Source organism: Sciscionella sediminilitoris, from assembly GCF_000737195.2.
GTDB lineage: Bacteria > Actinomycetota > Actinomycetes > Mycobacteriales > Pseudonocardiaceae > Sciscionella > Sciscionella sediminilitoris.
This window is the reverse complement of the sequence record NZ_JALM01000009.1, coordinates 156057-170760: the sequence shown is the minus strand read 5'-3', so window position 1 is coordinate 170760 and position 14704 is coordinate 156057. Positions and strand designations below refer to the sequence as shown.

Annotated in this window: 18 protein-coding genes; 6 read left to right on the top strand and 12 right to left on the bottom strand. The window is 68.2% G+C overall.

What is annotated here, in order from left to right:
* Positions 1-2: 2 nt before the first annotated feature.
* From AD72_RS04130 to AD72_RS04120, 3 genes are all read right to left on the bottom strand, one after another.
* Complete coding sequence (locus tag AD72_RS04130) at positions 3-257, bottom strand: PASTA domain-containing protein (protein ID WP_156365040.1); 255 nt, start codon at positions 255-257, stop codon at positions 3-5.
* Between the two features lie 140 nt (positions 258-397).
* Positions 398-2590, bottom strand: coding sequence for a catalase/peroxidase HPI (gene katG, locus AD72_RS04125; RefSeq protein ID WP_031465030.1), 2193 nt, complete (start codon positions 2588-2590; stop codon positions 398-400).
* 33 nt (positions 2591-2623) lie between these two features.
* On the bottom strand, positions 2624-3058 hold the full coding sequence (locus tag AD72_RS04120; protein WP_031465029.1) for a Fur family transcriptional regulator: 435 nt from the start codon (positions 3056-3058) through the stop codon (positions 2624-2626).
* 84 nt (positions 3059-3142) lie between these two features.
* Between AD72_RS04120 and AD72_RS04115 the strand changes: the two genes are divergently transcribed.
* The 3 genes from AD72_RS04115 (at position 3143) to AD72_RS04105 (ending at position 5724) form a co-directional block, all read left to right on the top strand.
* Positions 3143-3784 carry a TetR/AcrR family transcriptional regulator gene (locus AD72_RS04115; RefSeq protein WP_343123695.1) on the top strand — a complete coding sequence of 214 codons (642 nt, stop codon included), beginning with the start codon at positions 3143-3145 and terminating at the stop codon, positions 3782-3784.
* Complete coding sequence (locus AD72_RS04110; RefSeq protein ID WP_031465027.1) at positions 3774-4274, top strand: pyridoxamine 5'-phosphate oxidase family protein; 501 nt, start codon at positions 3774-3776, stop codon at positions 4272-4274. Before AD72_RS04115 ends, AD72_RS04110 begins: the two co-directional genes overlap by 11 nt.
* A gap of 103 nt (positions 4275-4377) precedes the next feature.
* Positions 4378-5724: an APC family permease gene (locus AD72_RS04105; RefSeq protein ID WP_031465026.1), complete on the top strand. Its 1347-nt coding sequence runs from the start codon at positions 4378-4380 to the stop codon at positions 5722-5724.
* A gap of 1 nt (position 5725) precedes the next feature.
* On the opposite strand, the gene AD72_RS04100 is transcribed toward AD72_RS04105, so the two are convergent.
* Genes AD72_RS04100 through AD72_RS04090 form a run of 3 tightly spaced genes read right to left on the bottom strand, consistent with a single transcriptional unit; the run spans position 5726 to position 7778 of the window.
* The gene (locus tag AD72_RS04100; protein WP_031465025.1) at positions 5726-6721 is read right to left on the bottom strand and encodes an amidohydrolase family protein; all 996 of its coding nucleotides are present in this window, start codon (positions 6719-6721) and stop codon (positions 5726-5728) included.
* Entirely contained in the window at positions 6721-7464 is a 744-nt protein-coding gene (locus tag AD72_RS04095; RefSeq protein ID WP_031465024.1) for an SDR family NAD(P)-dependent oxidoreductase, read from the bottom strand. The genes AD72_RS04100 and AD72_RS04095 overlap by 1 nt, the downstream gene beginning before the upstream one ends.
* A complete protein-coding gene (locus AD72_RS04090) occupies positions 7461-7778 on the bottom strand; it encodes a hypothetical protein (protein ID WP_031465023.1) in 318 nt (105 codons plus the stop codon). Before AD72_RS04090 ends, AD72_RS04095 begins: the two co-directional genes overlap by 4 nt.
* 70 nt (positions 7779-7848) lie before the next feature.
* On the opposite strand from AD72_RS04090, the gene AD72_RS04085 reads away from it, so the two are divergent.
* Both AD72_RS04085 and AD72_RS04080 read left to right on the top strand, forming a co-directional pair.
* Positions 7849-8706: a LysR family transcriptional regulator gene (locus AD72_RS04085; protein WP_031465022.1), complete on the top strand. Its 858-nt coding sequence runs from the start codon at positions 7849-7851 to the stop codon at positions 8704-8706.
* 4 nt (positions 8707-8710) lie between these two features.
* The gene (locus tag AD72_RS04080) at positions 8711-9304 is read left to right on the top strand and encodes a TetR/AcrR family transcriptional regulator (protein WP_031465021.1); all 594 of its coding nucleotides are present in this window, start codon (positions 8711-8713) and stop codon (positions 9302-9304) included.
* Here AD72_RS04080 and AD72_RS04075 read toward each other — a convergent pair.
* Together AD72_RS04075 and AD72_RS37090 are read right to left on the bottom strand one after the other, a co-directional pair.
* Positions 9294-10517 (bottom strand): alpha/beta hydrolase family protein, encoded by a 1224-nt coding sequence (locus AD72_RS04075; RefSeq protein WP_031465020.1) that lies wholly within the window; start codon positions 10515-10517, stop codon positions 9294-9296. The genes AD72_RS04080 and AD72_RS04075 overlap by 11 nt on opposite strands.
* A gap of 97 nt (positions 10518-10614) precedes the next feature.
* Positions 10615-10794, bottom strand: a complete 180-nt coding sequence (locus AD72_RS37090; RefSeq protein ID WP_031465019.1) for a hypothetical protein — start codon at positions 10792-10794, stop codon at positions 10615-10617.
* 54 nt (positions 10795-10848) lie between these two features.
* On the opposite strand from AD72_RS37090, the gene AD72_RS04065 reads away from it, so the two are divergent.
* A complete protein-coding gene (locus tag AD72_RS04065; protein ID WP_031465018.1) occupies positions 10849-11166 on the top strand; it encodes an MFS transporter in 318 nt (105 codons plus the stop codon).
* 6 nt (positions 11167-11172) lie between these two features.
* Here the strand turns inward: AD72_RS04065 and AD72_RS04060 are convergent, their stop codons facing one another.
* Genes AD72_RS04060 through AD72_RS04045 form a run of 4 tightly spaced genes read right to left on the bottom strand, consistent with a single transcriptional unit; the run spans position 11173 to position 14638 of the window.
* Positions 11173-11643, bottom strand: a complete 471-nt coding sequence (locus AD72_RS04060) for a YbaB/EbfC family nucleoid-associated protein (RefSeq protein WP_051897874.1) — start codon at positions 11641-11643, stop codon at positions 11173-11175.
* Between the two features lie 9 nt (positions 11644-11652).
* Positions 11653-12729, bottom strand: a complete 1077-nt coding sequence (locus AD72_RS04055) for a hypothetical protein (RefSeq protein ID WP_156365039.1) — start codon at positions 12727-12729, stop codon at positions 11653-11655.
* A complete protein-coding gene (locus AD72_RS04050) occupies positions 12726-13043 on the bottom strand; it encodes a hypothetical protein (RefSeq protein ID WP_031465015.1) in 318 nt (105 codons plus the stop codon). The genes AD72_RS04055 and AD72_RS04050 overlap by 4 nt, the downstream gene beginning before the upstream one ends.
* 2 nt (positions 13044-13045) lie before the next feature.
* Positions 13046-14638, bottom strand: coding sequence for a carboxylesterase/lipase family protein (locus AD72_RS04045; protein ID WP_031465014.1), 1593 nt, complete (start codon positions 14636-14638; stop codon positions 13046-13048).
* Positions 14639-14704 lie beyond the last annotated feature (66 nt).

Here is a 14704-nt window from a genome sequence, read left to right as displayed (position 1 = left end):
GCTCAGCGCGACCGTGGTTCGGGAATGGGCGGGGCATCCACATCCAGCCCGTCCAGCCACACCGTGACCGCGGCGCCGGGCGGTGCCCAGATCTCGGCCATCGGGTCCTGGCTGACCACCCGGGCGCCCTCGCCGAATTCGATCAGCCGCAGGCCTTCCTTGCTCGCGCGGGATCTGGCCTCGCTGCCGGTGAGCCCGAGCAGCGAAGGCACGGGAACCTGGCGGGTTTCGCGGAATCGAAGACCGAATCGGCTCATGGCAACCCCGGAATGCGTGATGCTGGCGCGAGATCTTCAACGTTACGCACCTGCGCGGCGGCACACCAGTCACCGAATGTGGGGATACGAGAAACCGGCCCGGCAGCAGTGCTGCCGGGCCGGTTTCCGCGCTGGAAGAATCAGGCGAGGTCGTACCGGTCGAGGTTCATGACCTTGTGCCAGGCGGCGACGAAGTCCCCGACGAATTTCTCGCCGGAGTCGGCGCACGCGTACACCTCGGCGACCGCGCGCAGTTCGGAGTTCGAACCGAACACCAGGTCGACCCGGCTTCCGGTCCAGCGGACCTCACCGCTCGCGGCGTCGCGGCCGGTGAACGTCTCGGAGGACTCGTCGTCGGGCTCCCAGCTGGTGCCCATGTCCAGCAGGTTGACGAAGAAGTCGTTGGTCAACGTCCCCGGCCGGTCGGTGAGCACACCGAGGGAGGAGCCCTGGAAGTTGGCACCGAGCACCCGCAGACCGCCGATCAGCACGGTCATCTCGGGCACGCTGAGCGTGAGCAGGTTGGCCCGGTCGACGAGCTGGTACTCGGCGGGCAGGGTGCCGCCCTTGCCCGCGTAGTTGCGGAACCCGTCGGCCTGCGGCTCGAGGTGGGAGAACGATTCCACATCGGTCTGCTCCGCGGAGGAGTCCCCACGTCCCGGGGTGAACGGCACCTCGACGGTGACCCCGGCGGCCTTGGCTGCCTGCTCGACGCCGACACCACCGGCGAGCACGACCACATCGGCGAAGGAGACCTTTTTCCCGTCGGTGCGCCCGGCGTTGAAGGACTCCTGCACCTCTTCCAGGGAGCGCAGCACGGGGGCGAGCTTCGCGGGCTCGTTGACCTCCCAGTCCTTCTGCGGCTCGAGCCGGATCCGGCCGCCGTTGGCCCCGCCGCGCTTGTCGCTGCCGCGGAACGAGGAGGCCGCGGCCCACGCGGTGGACACCAGCTGCGCGACGTCGAGCCCGGTCTCGGCGATCTTGCTCTTCAGCTCGGCGATCTCGGCCGGGCCGACCAGCTCGTGGTCCGGCTTCGGGATCGGGTCCTGCCAGATCAGTTCCTCGCTCGGCACCTCGGGCCCGAGGTAACGGTCCACCGGGCCCATGTCGCGGTGGATCAGCTTGAACCAGGCCCGGGCGAAGGCATCCGCGAAGTAGTCCGGGTTCTCCATGAACCGCTGCACGATCGGCCCGTAGATCGGGTCGACCTTGAGCGCGATGTCCGTGGTCAGCATGTTCGGCGCGATCCGCTTCGAGGAATCGTGCGCGTGCGGCACGGTGCCCTCACCCGCGCCACCCTTCGGCCGCCACTGCCAGGCACCGCCCGGACCCTGGTAGACCTCCCACTCGAAGCTGAGCAGGTTCCACAGGAAGTTCGTGGTCCACTTGGTCGGCGTGCTGGTCCAGGTGACCTCGATGCCGCTGGTGATCGCATCGGCGCCGACACCGGTGCCGAAGTCGTTCTTCCAGCCGAGACCCTGCTGCTCGAGCGGGGCGCCCTCCGGGTTCGGGCCGTTGTGCGAGTCCGGCGCGGCACCGTGCGTCTTGCCGAAGGTGTGCCCACCCGCGATCAGCGCCGCGGTCTCCTCGTCGTTCATCGCCATCCGGCCGAAGGTCTCCCGGATGTCGCGCGCGGCGGCGACCGGGTCCGGCTGCCCCTCGGGGCCCTCCGGGTTCACGTAGATCAGGCCCATGTGCGTGGCGCCGAGCGGCTTCTCCAGGTCGCGCTGCTCGTTCAGGATGCGCTTGTCGCTGCCCAGCCAGGTGGTCTCGGCACCCCAGTAGACATCGTCGTCGGGCTCCCAGGTGTCCACCCGGCCACCCGCGAAGCCGAACGTCTTGAAGCCCATCGACTCCAGCGCGACGTTGCCCGCGAGCACGATCAGGTCGGCCCAGGAGAGCTTGTTGCCGTACTTCTGCTTGACCGGCCACAGCAGCCGCCGCGCCTTGTCCAGGCTGACGTTGTCCGGCCAGCTGTTCAGCGGGGCGAACCGCTGCTGCCCGCCGCCCGCGCCGCCGCGGCCGTCGCCGACCCGGTAGGTGCCCGCGCTGTGCCAGGCCATCCGGATCATCAGCGGGCCGTAGTGCCCGAAGTCGGCGGGCCACCAGGGCTGCGAGGTGGTCTGCACCTGCTCGATGTCCCGCTTCACCTCGGCGAGGTCGAGGGAGTTGAATGCCTTGGCGTAGTCGAACTGCTCGCCGAGCGGGTTACTCGCGGGGTGGTTCTTGGCGAGGATCTTGAGGTTGAGCTTCTCCGGCCACCACCGCCGGTTGTCGGCGCCCTCGACGGGATACGGCGAAAACGGGCAGCCGGTTTCGGGACTGTCAGACACGGGAATCCTCCACGATCAGGACGTACAGAGTGGTCAGGAACGGGTGGTAGCGGAACTGCATTCGGGGCACAGGCCCCGGTAGACGACCTCGGCCTCGTCGATCACGAAACCGTGGTCCTCGGAAGCGGTCAAACAGGGTGCCGCACCGATCGCGCAGTCGACATCGGCGATTGCACCACACGAGCGGCACACCACGTGATGATGGTTGTCGCCGACCCGTGCTTCGTATCGGGCCACCGAACCCGGTGGATCGATGCGCCGCACGAGTCCCGCGGCGGTCAGGGCGCGCAGCACGTCGTAGACCGCCTGATGGGAAACCCCGCCGAGCTCCGCGCGCACGAGGTTGATGATCGACTCCGTGTCGGCGTGCGGATGCGTGTGCACCGCGGACAACACCGCGAGCCGAGGGCGCGTCACCCGTAGCGCGGCCCCGCGCAGTGCGTGTTCGTGGTCCACAGTCGTCGACACGCTCCGGAGTATGCCGCACTCATTGGAATCAATCAAGATTGAGTATTTCTATCATCTGATTCAATCGGTTGATAGCCTCCGGTGGTGGTCACCGTGGACAGCACCGAGGGGCGGCTGATCGGGGCCGCCGAGCGCCTGTTCGCCGAGCACGGTGTCGGCGCGGTCTCACTGCGCGCGATCATGCAGGCGGCGGGCACCAATGTGGCCGCGGTGCACTACCACTTCGGATCGAAACAGGCACTGCTCGACGCGGTGCTGCGCGCCCGGATCGACCAGGTCGCCAGGGAACGCGAAGCCCTGCTGCGTGAACTGTCCGGCGCCGAGGTCACCGTGGAGGTTCTCGCCGAGGCCTATGTGCGGCCCCTGGTGACGGTGCTCGGCTCCGGAGGGGAATTCTGGATTCGCCTTGTCGGCAGACTGCTCGCCGCGGGGGACGGGGAATTGGCCCCGGTCGCGGAATCCTTTCTCGAACGCAATGCGGCCTTCCTCGAACTGCTGGGGCGCGGAAATCCCGGCATCGAGACACGCACCCTGCATTTCCGGCTCATCCAGGCGATGCGCCTGACCCTGAACGTGCTCGGCGATATCGGGCACACCCGGCGGCTGCTCGGCGAACACGGCTGGAGCACCGAGGACGTCGTAGAACAGCTCACCGAGGTCGTCACCGGAATCTTCGCGGGGCCGCCGGGACAACGCCAACCGAGGAGGACAAGAAATGGGAACTAATCAGCGTTCGCAGATCGAGATGAGCCAGGAGGAGATCGCGGCATTCCTGGCGAGCAAGCGGACCGCCACCCTGATCACGCTCGGCCCGAGCGGGCACCCGCACGCCGTCGCGATGTGGTTCGCCCTCCTCGACGGCGTCCTCTGGTTCGAAACCAAGGCGAAGGCACAGAAAGCCGTCAACCTCCGGCGCGATCCGCGGGTCACCGTGCTCGTCGAGGACGGGCTCACCTACGACAAGCTGCGCGGGGTCTCCATCGAGGGCCATGCCGAGGTCATCGAGGACGCCGACGCGCTCTGGGCGGTCGGGGTGGACATCTGGGAGCGCTACCACGGCCCGTACAGCGAGGAAGTCAAGCCGCTGGTGGAGACCATGTTGCACAAGCGGGTCGCCGTGCGCGTGGACGCCGAGCGCATGCGTTCCTGGGACCACCGCAAGCTGGGCCTGCCCGAGATGCCGCTCGGCGGCAGCACGGCGGAACACCCGCGATAGGCCACCGCCACTCCGGCCGGATACTTGCTCCCGATCAGAGCATTGACCGAATTTTCAGTCAGTGCCAGAATGTGGCCCGCTGTCCCAGAGCCGGGAGGTAGGCGTGGCCGAACAGACCAGCGGAACCGCCACGGGAATGCGGCGCGTGCTCGGTATGCCGGCGCTGGTGGTTTTCGGCCTCGCCTACATGGTGCCGCTGACGGTGTTCACCACCTACGGAGTCGTCACCGAGAGCACGGACGGGCATCTGCCGGGCGCCTATGTGGTGACACTGGTGGCGATGCTGTTCACGGCGAGCAGTTATGGCCGCATGGCACGAGTCCATCCGTTCGCGGGCTCGGCGTACACCTACACACAGCAGTCGTTCGGCAGGCATGCGGGTTTCCTGGTCGGCTGGGCGCTGTTGCTGGATTACGTGTTCCTCCCGATGATCAATTATCTGGTCGTCGGCATTTATCTGAACGCGCAGTTTCCCGCCGTTCCGGGCTGGGTTTTCCTGCTCGCGGCCATCGTGCTGGTGACCGGGCTGAACGTGATCGGCATCCGGATGGTGACCCGGATGAATCTGGTGCTGATCGGTGCGCAGGCGGTTTTCGTCGTGGTGTTCCTGGTTCAGGCGTTCCGGGTGATCGCCGGGGACGGCACTCCCTCGCTGACGGAACCGTTCTTCGGCGGGGACACCTCGCTGAGCCGGATCCTCGGCGGGGCCGCGATTCTGTGCCTTTCGTTCCTCGGTTTCGACGCGATTTCCACCCTGGCCGAGGAAACCCGCGAGCCGCGTCGCCTGATTCCGCGCGCGATCATGGCGACCACGCTGATCGGCGGCGCCCTGTTCATCCTGATCTCCTATGCGGGCAGCCTCGCTTTCCCGCACTGGCAACGGTTCTCCAATGTGGACTCCGCTTCGCTCGATGTGCTGCGCCATATCGGTGGCGGCCTGCTGACCTCGTTCTTCACCGCCGCCTATGTCGCGGGCGCGTTCGCCTCGGCGATGGCCTCGCAGGCAAGCGTTTCGCGGATCCTGTACGCCATGGGCCGCGACGGGGTACTGCCGCCGCGGTTGTTCGGCAGGCTCAGTGCCCGCTTCAAGACCCCGGCGGTCGCGATCCTGCTCGTCGGGCTGGTCTCCTGTGTGGCACTGGGGATCACCCTCGACCTGGCCTCCGCGGTGATCAGCTTCGGTGCGCTCGCCGCGTTCTCCTTCGTCAATCTGAGTGTGATCAAGCACTACCTGCTCGACGGCCGCAACAAGGATGCGCTCGCCTGGCTGCGGTATGGCCTGGTTCCGGCGATCGGTGTGGCGCTGACCGGCTGGCTGTGGACCTCGCTTTCCGGTATCACCTTCGTCATCGGCGGGATCTGGGTGGCCATCGGGATCGCCTGGCTGTCCGTGCTGACCCGTGGATTCCGCAGACCCGCACCGAAGCTCGAGCTGGAGCACGCCGGATGAGTCACCGCAGCGCGAACACCCGTTCCGCGGTGCGGTGCGCGATGTCCTCCCGCTGGTCCGCGGTGAGCGGGGCCTCGCGCAGGAAGGCGATGGCGCGTTCCGGATCCTCGTAGGGCGTGTCGATGGCGAACAGGATGTTGTCCGCGCCGACCGCGCGCAGGCCGAGCCCGAGCACGTCCGGATCCTCGATACCGCTCGTGGTGAGTACGAAGTTGCGCCGGAAGTACTCGCTCGGGGTGAGTTCGAGCCGGGGCATCGGGGTCGCGGCACCGGCCACCCGGCGCGCGAAGGCGTGCCGATTGTCGATGCGCCGCAACCAGAACGGGATGCCCTCGCCGAGATGACCGAGCACGATGGTCAGTTCCGGGTACCGGTCAAGGGTTCCGCTCAAGATCAGCCGCATGGCGTGCAGCCCGGCTTCGGCCTGATAGCCCCAGATCGCCCCGGACAATCCGTAGTCGGTGTACCCGGCCGCCATTCCCGGTACCCGTGGATGCAGATAGATCGGCGCCCGTTCGGCCTCGGCGGCGGCGAGTAACGGGGCGAACCGCGGCTCGTCCAGATAGTGCCCCCGGGTGTGCGAGTTGATCATGATTCCGTTCAGCCCGAGCGGGCCCATGATCCGGGCGATCTCCCGCGCGGCCGCCTCCGGTTCCTGTGGGGCGACGGTGCCGAGCCCGGCGAACCGGCCGGGATGCGCGCGCACGATCGCGGCCAGTTCCGCATTGAACTCCCCGGCAAGGGCAACCGCATCGGCGGGCTGATACGGCTGCACTCCGGGCGGATTCAGGCTCAGCACTGCGAAATCCTGGCCGAGCGCGTCCATCTCGGCCAGGCGCGCGTCCAGATCGAGCAGCCGGGATCGCAGCGGCCCGGCGCGCTCGACGGTGCGCATCAGCTCGACCTCGGTCTCCTCGCCAGGCGGCAGCGCCAGCGTGTGTGCCTTGCGCAGCACGGCTTCGGTGCTGATGTGTTCCTCGACGGCGATGATCCGCATCAGGCCCGCCGCCCACCGTCGACGGAGAGGGCGATCCCGGTGACATAGGAGGACTGCGGCGAGCAGAGCCACACCGCCGCCGAAGCGACCTCTTCGGACGTGCCCAGCCTGCCGAACGGCGTGCTCGCCTCCTGCATCGCGATCGTGTCGGTGCCCGCGGCCCACGCGTCGAATCCGGGAGTGTGGGTCGGGCCGGGGCAGACGGCGTTGACCCGGATGCCTTGCGGGGCATAGTCCACCGCGGCGACCTTGGTGAGCCCGACGATTCCGTGCTTGGAGGCCACATAGGCGGGAGCGTTCGGAATCGCGTACAGGCCGCCGTTGGAGGCGAGGTTGACGATCGCCCCGCCGGTGCCGAGCAGCGGCAGCTCGTGCTTCATACACAGGAAGGTCCCGGTCAGGTTGACCTGGAGCACGCGCTCGAATTCGCCGACGGTCATCTCGTCGAGCCGCCCGCGCGCGGAGGTTCCGGCGTTGTTCACGGCGAAGTCGAGACCGCCGTAGGCCGCGGCGGTCCGTTCGACGGCCGCGCGCACGGAGTCCTCCTCGGCGATGTCGGCGGTGATCGCCTCGGCGGTGCCACCCTGTTCGACGATCAGTGCCACGGTTTCCGCCGCGGCGCGCGCATCGCGATCGAGCACGCCGACCGAGGCGCCGCGCCGGGCGAACTCCAGCGCGGCGGCGCGGCCGATTCCGCTTCCCGCGCCGGTCACCAGACCGGACTTGCCCGCGAACTCGGTCATGCCTGCTCCTCGTGGTTCGCCCAGACGACCTGATACGGGTACCGGGATTGCCAGTGCTTGATGAAGGCGCCGACATCCGGGATGGCGAACGAGGCGTTGAGCGCGTCCAGGTCGGTGAACTCGAACCGCACGATCGCGCTGGCGCGGAACACCGGACCGTGTTCGTCGCCGGGGAAGGGGATGTGCCGGTGGGCCGCCGCGCTGCGCACGTGCCCCGAATCGAGCATGAGTTTTTTCATTCCGCTCAGGAACTGATTGAGCTCGGCGTCCGGAATGGGCTCGCTGAACGAAACAATCATCGTATGGTTGATCATGACACCGATTGAACCCGGGTACGACGGTGGTGTCCAAGATCGATCGGTTCTGTTGCGATAACCTACAGGAATGGATGACTTGGAGACTCGCGAGCTCGGGTATTTCCTCGCGGTGGCCGAGGAGCTGCACTTCGGCCGGGCCGCCGTGCGCCTCTCGATCGCCCAGCCCGCACTGTCCAAGGCGATCCGGCGGATCGAGAACCGGCTCGGCGTCACCCTGTTCGTCCGCTCCAGCCGGAACGTGGCACTGACCCCCGCGGGCGAGGCGCTGCAGGAGCACGGGCGGCACGCGCTGAACGCGATCGGCGCCGCCGCGCGGGCCGCGCGCCAGGCAGGTGCTGCCCAGTCCCCACTGCGGTTCGTGCTCAAGCCCGGCGGCGATGCCGGACTGCTGTCCCCGATCCTTGCCGCGTACGCCCGCCGTCCCGATGCCCGCCAGGTGGACATCCTGTTCAGTGGCCCGGCCGATCGCGCCGATTTCCTGCACGACGGCCGGGCGGATGTCGGCCTGCTCTACGCGCCGTTCGACGAGCTCGACGGCCTCGCCTGCGAGACGCTGCGCACCGAGGACCGGGTGGCCATCCTCCCGTCCGGGCATCGGCTCGCCAGGCGGAAATCGGTGCGCCGCGCCGAGCTGGCCGGGGAGACCTGGCCGCGCTGGAAAGGGGTGCCCGGTGGTGAGGGAACCGGCCCTGAGGTCGCCGATGTGGTCCAGTTACTGCACATGGTCACGGCGCGCCGGGTGATCGGGATGCTGCCCCGCTCGCTGGTCGAACCCCTGCCACCGGGGGTGGTGTGTGTCCCGGTGACCGACGCGCCCGGCAGCCGCCTCGTGCTCGCGTGGTCCCGGCGCGAGCAGCGAGCCCGCATCGCTTCCTTCGTTGCGGCCGCGCTCGAAGCGAGCGAGCGCGGAACGGAGATACGGTAAGGCCATGGCTTCCACTCCGCAGCGACGTCCCGGCGGGCGCACCGCACGCACCCGCGCCGCGGTACACGCGGCCGTGCGCGAACTGCTCGCCGCGGGCGGAGCCGAACCGAGCGTGCGCGAGGTCGCCGAGCTTTCCGGGGTGCACGAGGTCACGATCTACCGCCGCTGGGGTTCGATCGAGGCACTGCTCCTCGATGTGGCCACCGCACAACTGGTCGAGGAATGGCCGTTCCCGGACACCGGGGATCTGCGCGCCGATCTGCTCGCCTGGGCCGGATCCGTCGCCGAGCAACTGCGCCGCCCGGAGGGCTTCGCCTTCTTCCACGCGGTGGCCAATGCGATGTCCCCGGCCTCCGGCACCGTTTCCGCGGAACTCCGCGAGCAGGCGGAGGCTTCCATGCGCAGCCGGGCCGCCCAGATCCAGCGCGCCCTGGACCGGGAGGCCGCGAACGGCGGGCACCCGCCGACGGTGGACATGGTGTTCGATCTGGTCCTCGCGCCGCTCTATCTCCGCGCGATGTGGAACTACGAGCCCGAAACCCACGTCGAGGTGTTCGTGGACCGGGCACTGCGGGCGGCCCAGCCGGTCAGCGATTGACCGGGGTGCGCTCCTCGAGCCAGTCGAGGATCCGGCCGTAGGCGTAGCGCTGCCCGCCGAGATGGCAGTGCGCGTCGGCGCCTTCGGCCTCGGTGAACCGCATCCAGGTCTTGTCCGAAGTGGACAGTGCATTGTAGACCTGCTCGGGCTGCCCCTTGAAGAACAGATCCTCCTCGGCCTCGCACACCAGCACCGCGCAGGAGACGCGTTCCGCGATCCCGTCCCGCAGGTGGTAGTCCAGTGCCCGGGAGGCGAACTCCCGCGGGGTGTCCCCGCCCATCACGAACTGGCCGTGTTCCAAAGCCCAGCGGGCACTGGGATTGGCGCGCATCGCGGCTTCCAGTGCCGCATCGATCTCCGGGGCCGATTCCGCGCGCAGCGCCCGTTCGATCTCGGCCCGGTCACCGTCCAGGAAGTTCGCCGCGAAGGCACCGAGGTCGTACACCCCGTCGTTGGCGATGACCGCGGCCAGCCGCGGCTCGAAGGCGGCCGCCCGGACACACAGTTCCCCGCCGAGGCTCACCCCGTACAGGCTGATCTTGCCGGGATCGACCTCCTGCCTGCCGATCCCGTAGTCGATCACCGGGCCGACGACCTTCTCCCAGTCCGGCCGGAAAAGCAGGCCCTGCGGGTACAGCACACCCGCCTGCCCCGGCCCGTCGAAACACAGCACGTTGTAACCGCGCTCCTGCGCCGCGAGCGCGCCCATGAACCGCAGTTCCTCCGCGGTGCCGTCGAATCCGTTGTGCATCACCACGAGCGGCTGCTTCCCCGGCAGCGGACTCGGGTAGAAGTAGCCGGGAAGCGTGGTGCCCTCGTACGGGATCTCCACCCGCTCGATGCTCCCCGGGTCGGCCAGTTCCACGAAGCGGTGGAAGGCAGCGATCGCGCTGTCGTAGGACTGCCGGATGCGCGGGTCCTCCTTGTTGCCGTGCAGGAAGAACTCCGCGGTGCGGTAGTAGTTCGAGGCCCGCAGATAGGTGTCCCGCGCGGTGACGGTGCGCTCCTCGCGCCGCGCCTGCTCGGCCACCTGCCACAGCCGGTCCGCGGTCGCCGACCACTCGGCGTACCAGCCGTCGTAGTCACCGGCGGAGATCCGGCCCGCGGTGTAGAGCACCTCGCCGATATCGGCCCCGCCGTAGGCGACGTGGCCCAGCGAGCGCAGGGTCTCGAACCAGAAGTTCGCGTTGTCCGGGAAAAGCAGCTGCTGCACGGTCAATCACTCCTCAGGTAATCGGAACTGCACGAGCAAGCCTGCCACCACTGAGCGCATTAATGCAAGTTTTACTGCATTACTGTATAGGCTAGCCTTACCTAATTAGCTCTGGCACTGTTTCCGCGTCCGCGCGGACCGGCCCGGGACGGCTGATCCTCGTCCTCGGCGGGCTCTGCGCGATCTCCCCGTTCGCCACCGATATGTACGCGCCCGCCTTCCCGGAGATCGTGTCCTCGCTGGCGACCTCGAAGACGGCGGTCCAGCTCTCCCTCACCGCCGCCCTGCTCGGGCTCGCCGCCGGTCAGCTCGTGCTCGGCGCGGTCAGCTCGTGCTCGGCGCGGTCAGCGACGCCCTCGGCAGGCGGCGCCTGCTGCTCGCCGGTTCCGCGCTGTTCACGGTGTTCTCCGTGGTGTGCGCCGCCGCCCCGGACATCCTCGTGTTCGATATCGCCCGTCCGCTGCAGGGCATCGCGGGCGGCGCGCAGTTCGTGCTCAGTGCGGTCGCCGCACCGCTGCCCGGCGCCTTCGGCAACACCACCGTGCTGTCCACGGCCGTCGTAGTGCTCGGTTTCGTGCTGCTCTCCGTGGTGGCGTTGCTCGTTCTGGCCCGGCCTTGGCAGGGCCACGGCGAGCCGGTCGGCGCTTGACCCCGATCACCAGGGGCGGCGTTCCAGCCAGCTTTCCGGCGGCCCCTCCCCTGGGTCGGCCTCGACCGGGCGCTGCCGCACACACCGGGCGGGCTGCGGCGCCTCCGCCACCGCGGGGGCGGGCAGCAGATGCCCGGGAAGGGCGGGGATCGTTCCCTCGTTACGCAGCCCGGTGTAGGTCGCGCGTACCTGATCCCGCGCCTGCGCCGCCGCCTTGCGGACGGTGGCGGTGATGACCGGGCCGAGTGCGCTCGGCGGGGTCGACAACGGCACGGGCAGTTCGAGCGCGGTGAGCAGCCCGGTGCTGTCCACGGTCGCCCGGATCCGGCCGTCCGCCGAGGTCGCGGTGCCCTCGATGGCCGCGCTCCGCTTTTCCGCCCACTCCAGCGCGGCCCGCCTGCGGATCAGCTTCTGGTTGGCCTGTTCCGCGCGGTTGAGTACCCGGGCCGCTTTCTCGTCCAGCTCAGAATCGGGCATGGCAGGCTCCTACTGTTCGGGGTAGATGTCCGCGCCGTGTTCGGGTGTGGGCAAGGGTTCGTAGTCCGGCCGCTCCTCCGGAATGAGGAAACCCGATTCACCAGGCGGAATCTCGGGCATGCGCGGCTGCGGCTGACTCGGCACGTCGACGTGGTGGTCCTCGCGGTCATCGCGCTCCGGTTTCGGGGCGGCGACGAGATCGTCCCGGTCCACTTTGCCGCGCTCCTTCGGTGGTTGTCCTTGCGGCCTGAACTCGTCCGGGTCGAAGGAATCATCGGTGATCAGCTTGGGCCGCTTCGGGCGCACCTGCTCGACTCCGCCGGTCTTTTTCTTGTCGATATCGGTGAGATAGGTCAGCACGGTGTACAGCCCGCGATCGATCCGGTACCGGGAATCGACCGCGTCATCGAGGATCTTGTTCCCCTCCTCCACCATGGAGTCGAAAACGTCCTTCTTGCTCGATCCACCGATATTCAGCGTTTTGTCGTCGATCGCCGCGTGCGCCATGGCGGCTCCGACCCCGAGGAGGTCTCCGGAGCTCGCCGCCTCGCCGACGTCGACGACCGCGCTGATCATGTTGAGCTGCTCCTCCTCCGCCTTCTCCTGCTGCTCCTGTTCGACCGCGTCGAGCTGATCGTGACTGCTCTCGATGTAGTCGAGCACACCATCCTGGAACTTGTTCTGCAGGTCGCGATATCCCGTCATGGCGCGCTTGGTTCCGTCGATGCAGTCGTGCAGGCTGTTGATCGCATCGTTCATCTCGTCGAGTCTGTCCCGGAAATCGTCGGCCGTATCCCCCCGCCAGTCGACGGTGTCGCTCTTGGCCCGGTCCAGATGCTTGTGGACGTTCGCCTTGATCCGCAGCACGGCCTGATCGAGCTTTTCCACGATCACCACCGCCTCGTCCGCATCCCCGGAGGCGAAGGTGTCGAAGAGGAACCGCAGCTTCTCGTCGCACCAGGCCACCCATTCCTCATCCGGATCGGGAAAGAGCGGATCCCCCGACCGGCCTTCGTGGAGCTCGTGCAGAAAGGTATCGCGGTGATAGGCCATCTTCTCCGCCCAGCTTCCTCCTGGAAAGATCATGCGCCCAGCTCCCTGGCCGATCGGTGCTCGTTCTCCTCGTAGCGGTGTGCGACCTCGCGCAGCGCTTTCGCGGAGAGCTCGAGGTTCTCCGCGTTGTCCGAGAGTGCCCGCCCGAGGTAGTGGCAGACCTCCTCGAACCGCGGCTTGAGTTCCTCGAACAAGCGCCCCGGCCCCTCGCCTCCGGAGAACGCTTCGGGATGATCGGCGGCCTTGACGATCAGATGCCTGGTCTCCTCGAGATCCTTGCCGAGTGCGGCGGTCTTCTTCGCCGCGTCCCGCAAGGCGTCCGTGTCGACGGTGAATCCGTTGTCCATGGTTATTTCCCCAGCTTGTTCCAGAAGGCGCAGTGATGCTCGGCAGCCAGATCGACCGGATGGATACCGCCCTTGCCCGGGGCGAGCGACTGCACGTACGGCGTCTTCGTGTCCGGGCGGAATGCCTGCCACGCGGGGCCGACTGGCTTGCCGTTGTGCGCGAAACTGCTCCAGTAGTCCACGATCCGCCCGGCGAGCCGCTGCTGGTCCTCGGAGAACGGCGGTGGGTAGCCGCCGAGATCGAACAGGGACCAGATGTCCGAGGAGTGGTAGCTGCCCATCGGCATCTTCGGCTTGGCCCACATCGGCGGCGGCGCGGGATCGGCGAACTCGTACTGGTGGACCGGGGTATAGCGGGCCATGTTCCGCGAGTCCGCGTACTGCGTGCAGCTCCACTTGCGATCGGTGATGATCGCCGCGAAGGCCTCGGCCGCGGAACCGTAAGCGGCGCGCGGATATTCGGCCGCCACCTTCGCCCGATCCGCACCGAAGGTCTCGCCGAGCACGGAATCGTAGGCCTGCTCGCTGATCGGCCCGCCGTTCTCGTACCCTGCCGCGGACATGGTTCCCTCGTCGTGCACGTTCCCGGAGATCACCGGAACCCGGCGGAAGTGGCCCTCCCGCAAGGCATCGGCGGGTTTCTCCGGCAGCACCGCGGTGTGGTAGGCCGGATGCACGAAACGGCTCAGCACCGGTTGCAACCGCTTGACCGGGAGCGCGCGCAGGCAGTCGATCGTGGCACGCGGATCCGGTTCGGCACAGCCGAGTTCGGCCGCCGCCTGCGCTCCTTCCTGTTGCACCTCGGTGACCGGCTCGAACACCGCGCCCGCCTTCTTGTGCGGGGTGTCGAAGTTCCGCAGCCAGTTCGTCCCGCAGGATCCGCTCTGCATGATCACCTTGCCGAACAGGCCCGCGGCCGTCGGCGAGGTCAGGTGCGCGCAGTTGCTCATCGCACCCGCGGACTGGCCCGCGATGGTGACGTTGCCGGGGTTTCCGCCGAACGCGGCCGCGTTGCGCTGCACCCACTTCAGCGCGGCCTGCTGATCGCGCAGCGCGAAGGTACCGGAACCGGGCAGCCCCTTGATCCCGAAGTTGCCGAGCATGCCGAGCCGGTAGTTGATCGTCACCACGACCGCGTCCCCGCGGTTCGCCCAGCGCTTCGCGTCGAAACCGTTGCTGGTCCCGCTCATGAAGACCCCGCCGTGGATCCACACGATCACCGGTTTCGGCTTTCCCGGGTTTTTCGACGGCGTGGTGACGTTGAGGTAGAGACAGTCCTCGTTGTCACTGGGCTGCGCCATCGCCCCGGGGCTCTGCGCGCAGGACGGGGCGGGCTTCGTCGCATCGCGAACCCCCGGCCACGGGGTGACCGGGCGCGGATCCCGCCAGCGCAGCTTGCCGACCGGGGGCGCGGCGTACGGAATCCGTTGGAACACCCGGGTTCCGTCCCGCACGGTGCCGCGGACCGATCCCGCATCGGTGTGCACCACCGCGGGATCCGCCGGTTTCGTCGGCGGTGGTTCGGCGGCACAGGCCGTGCTGCCGAACAGCACCGACAGCATCCCGCAGATCACGGCCCAGCGACTCAGCACCATGACTTTCCCTTTCGTGACAAGCGCATTCGGTTGCCACGAAAGGTAGAGCCCGCGCCGGGCGGGCAC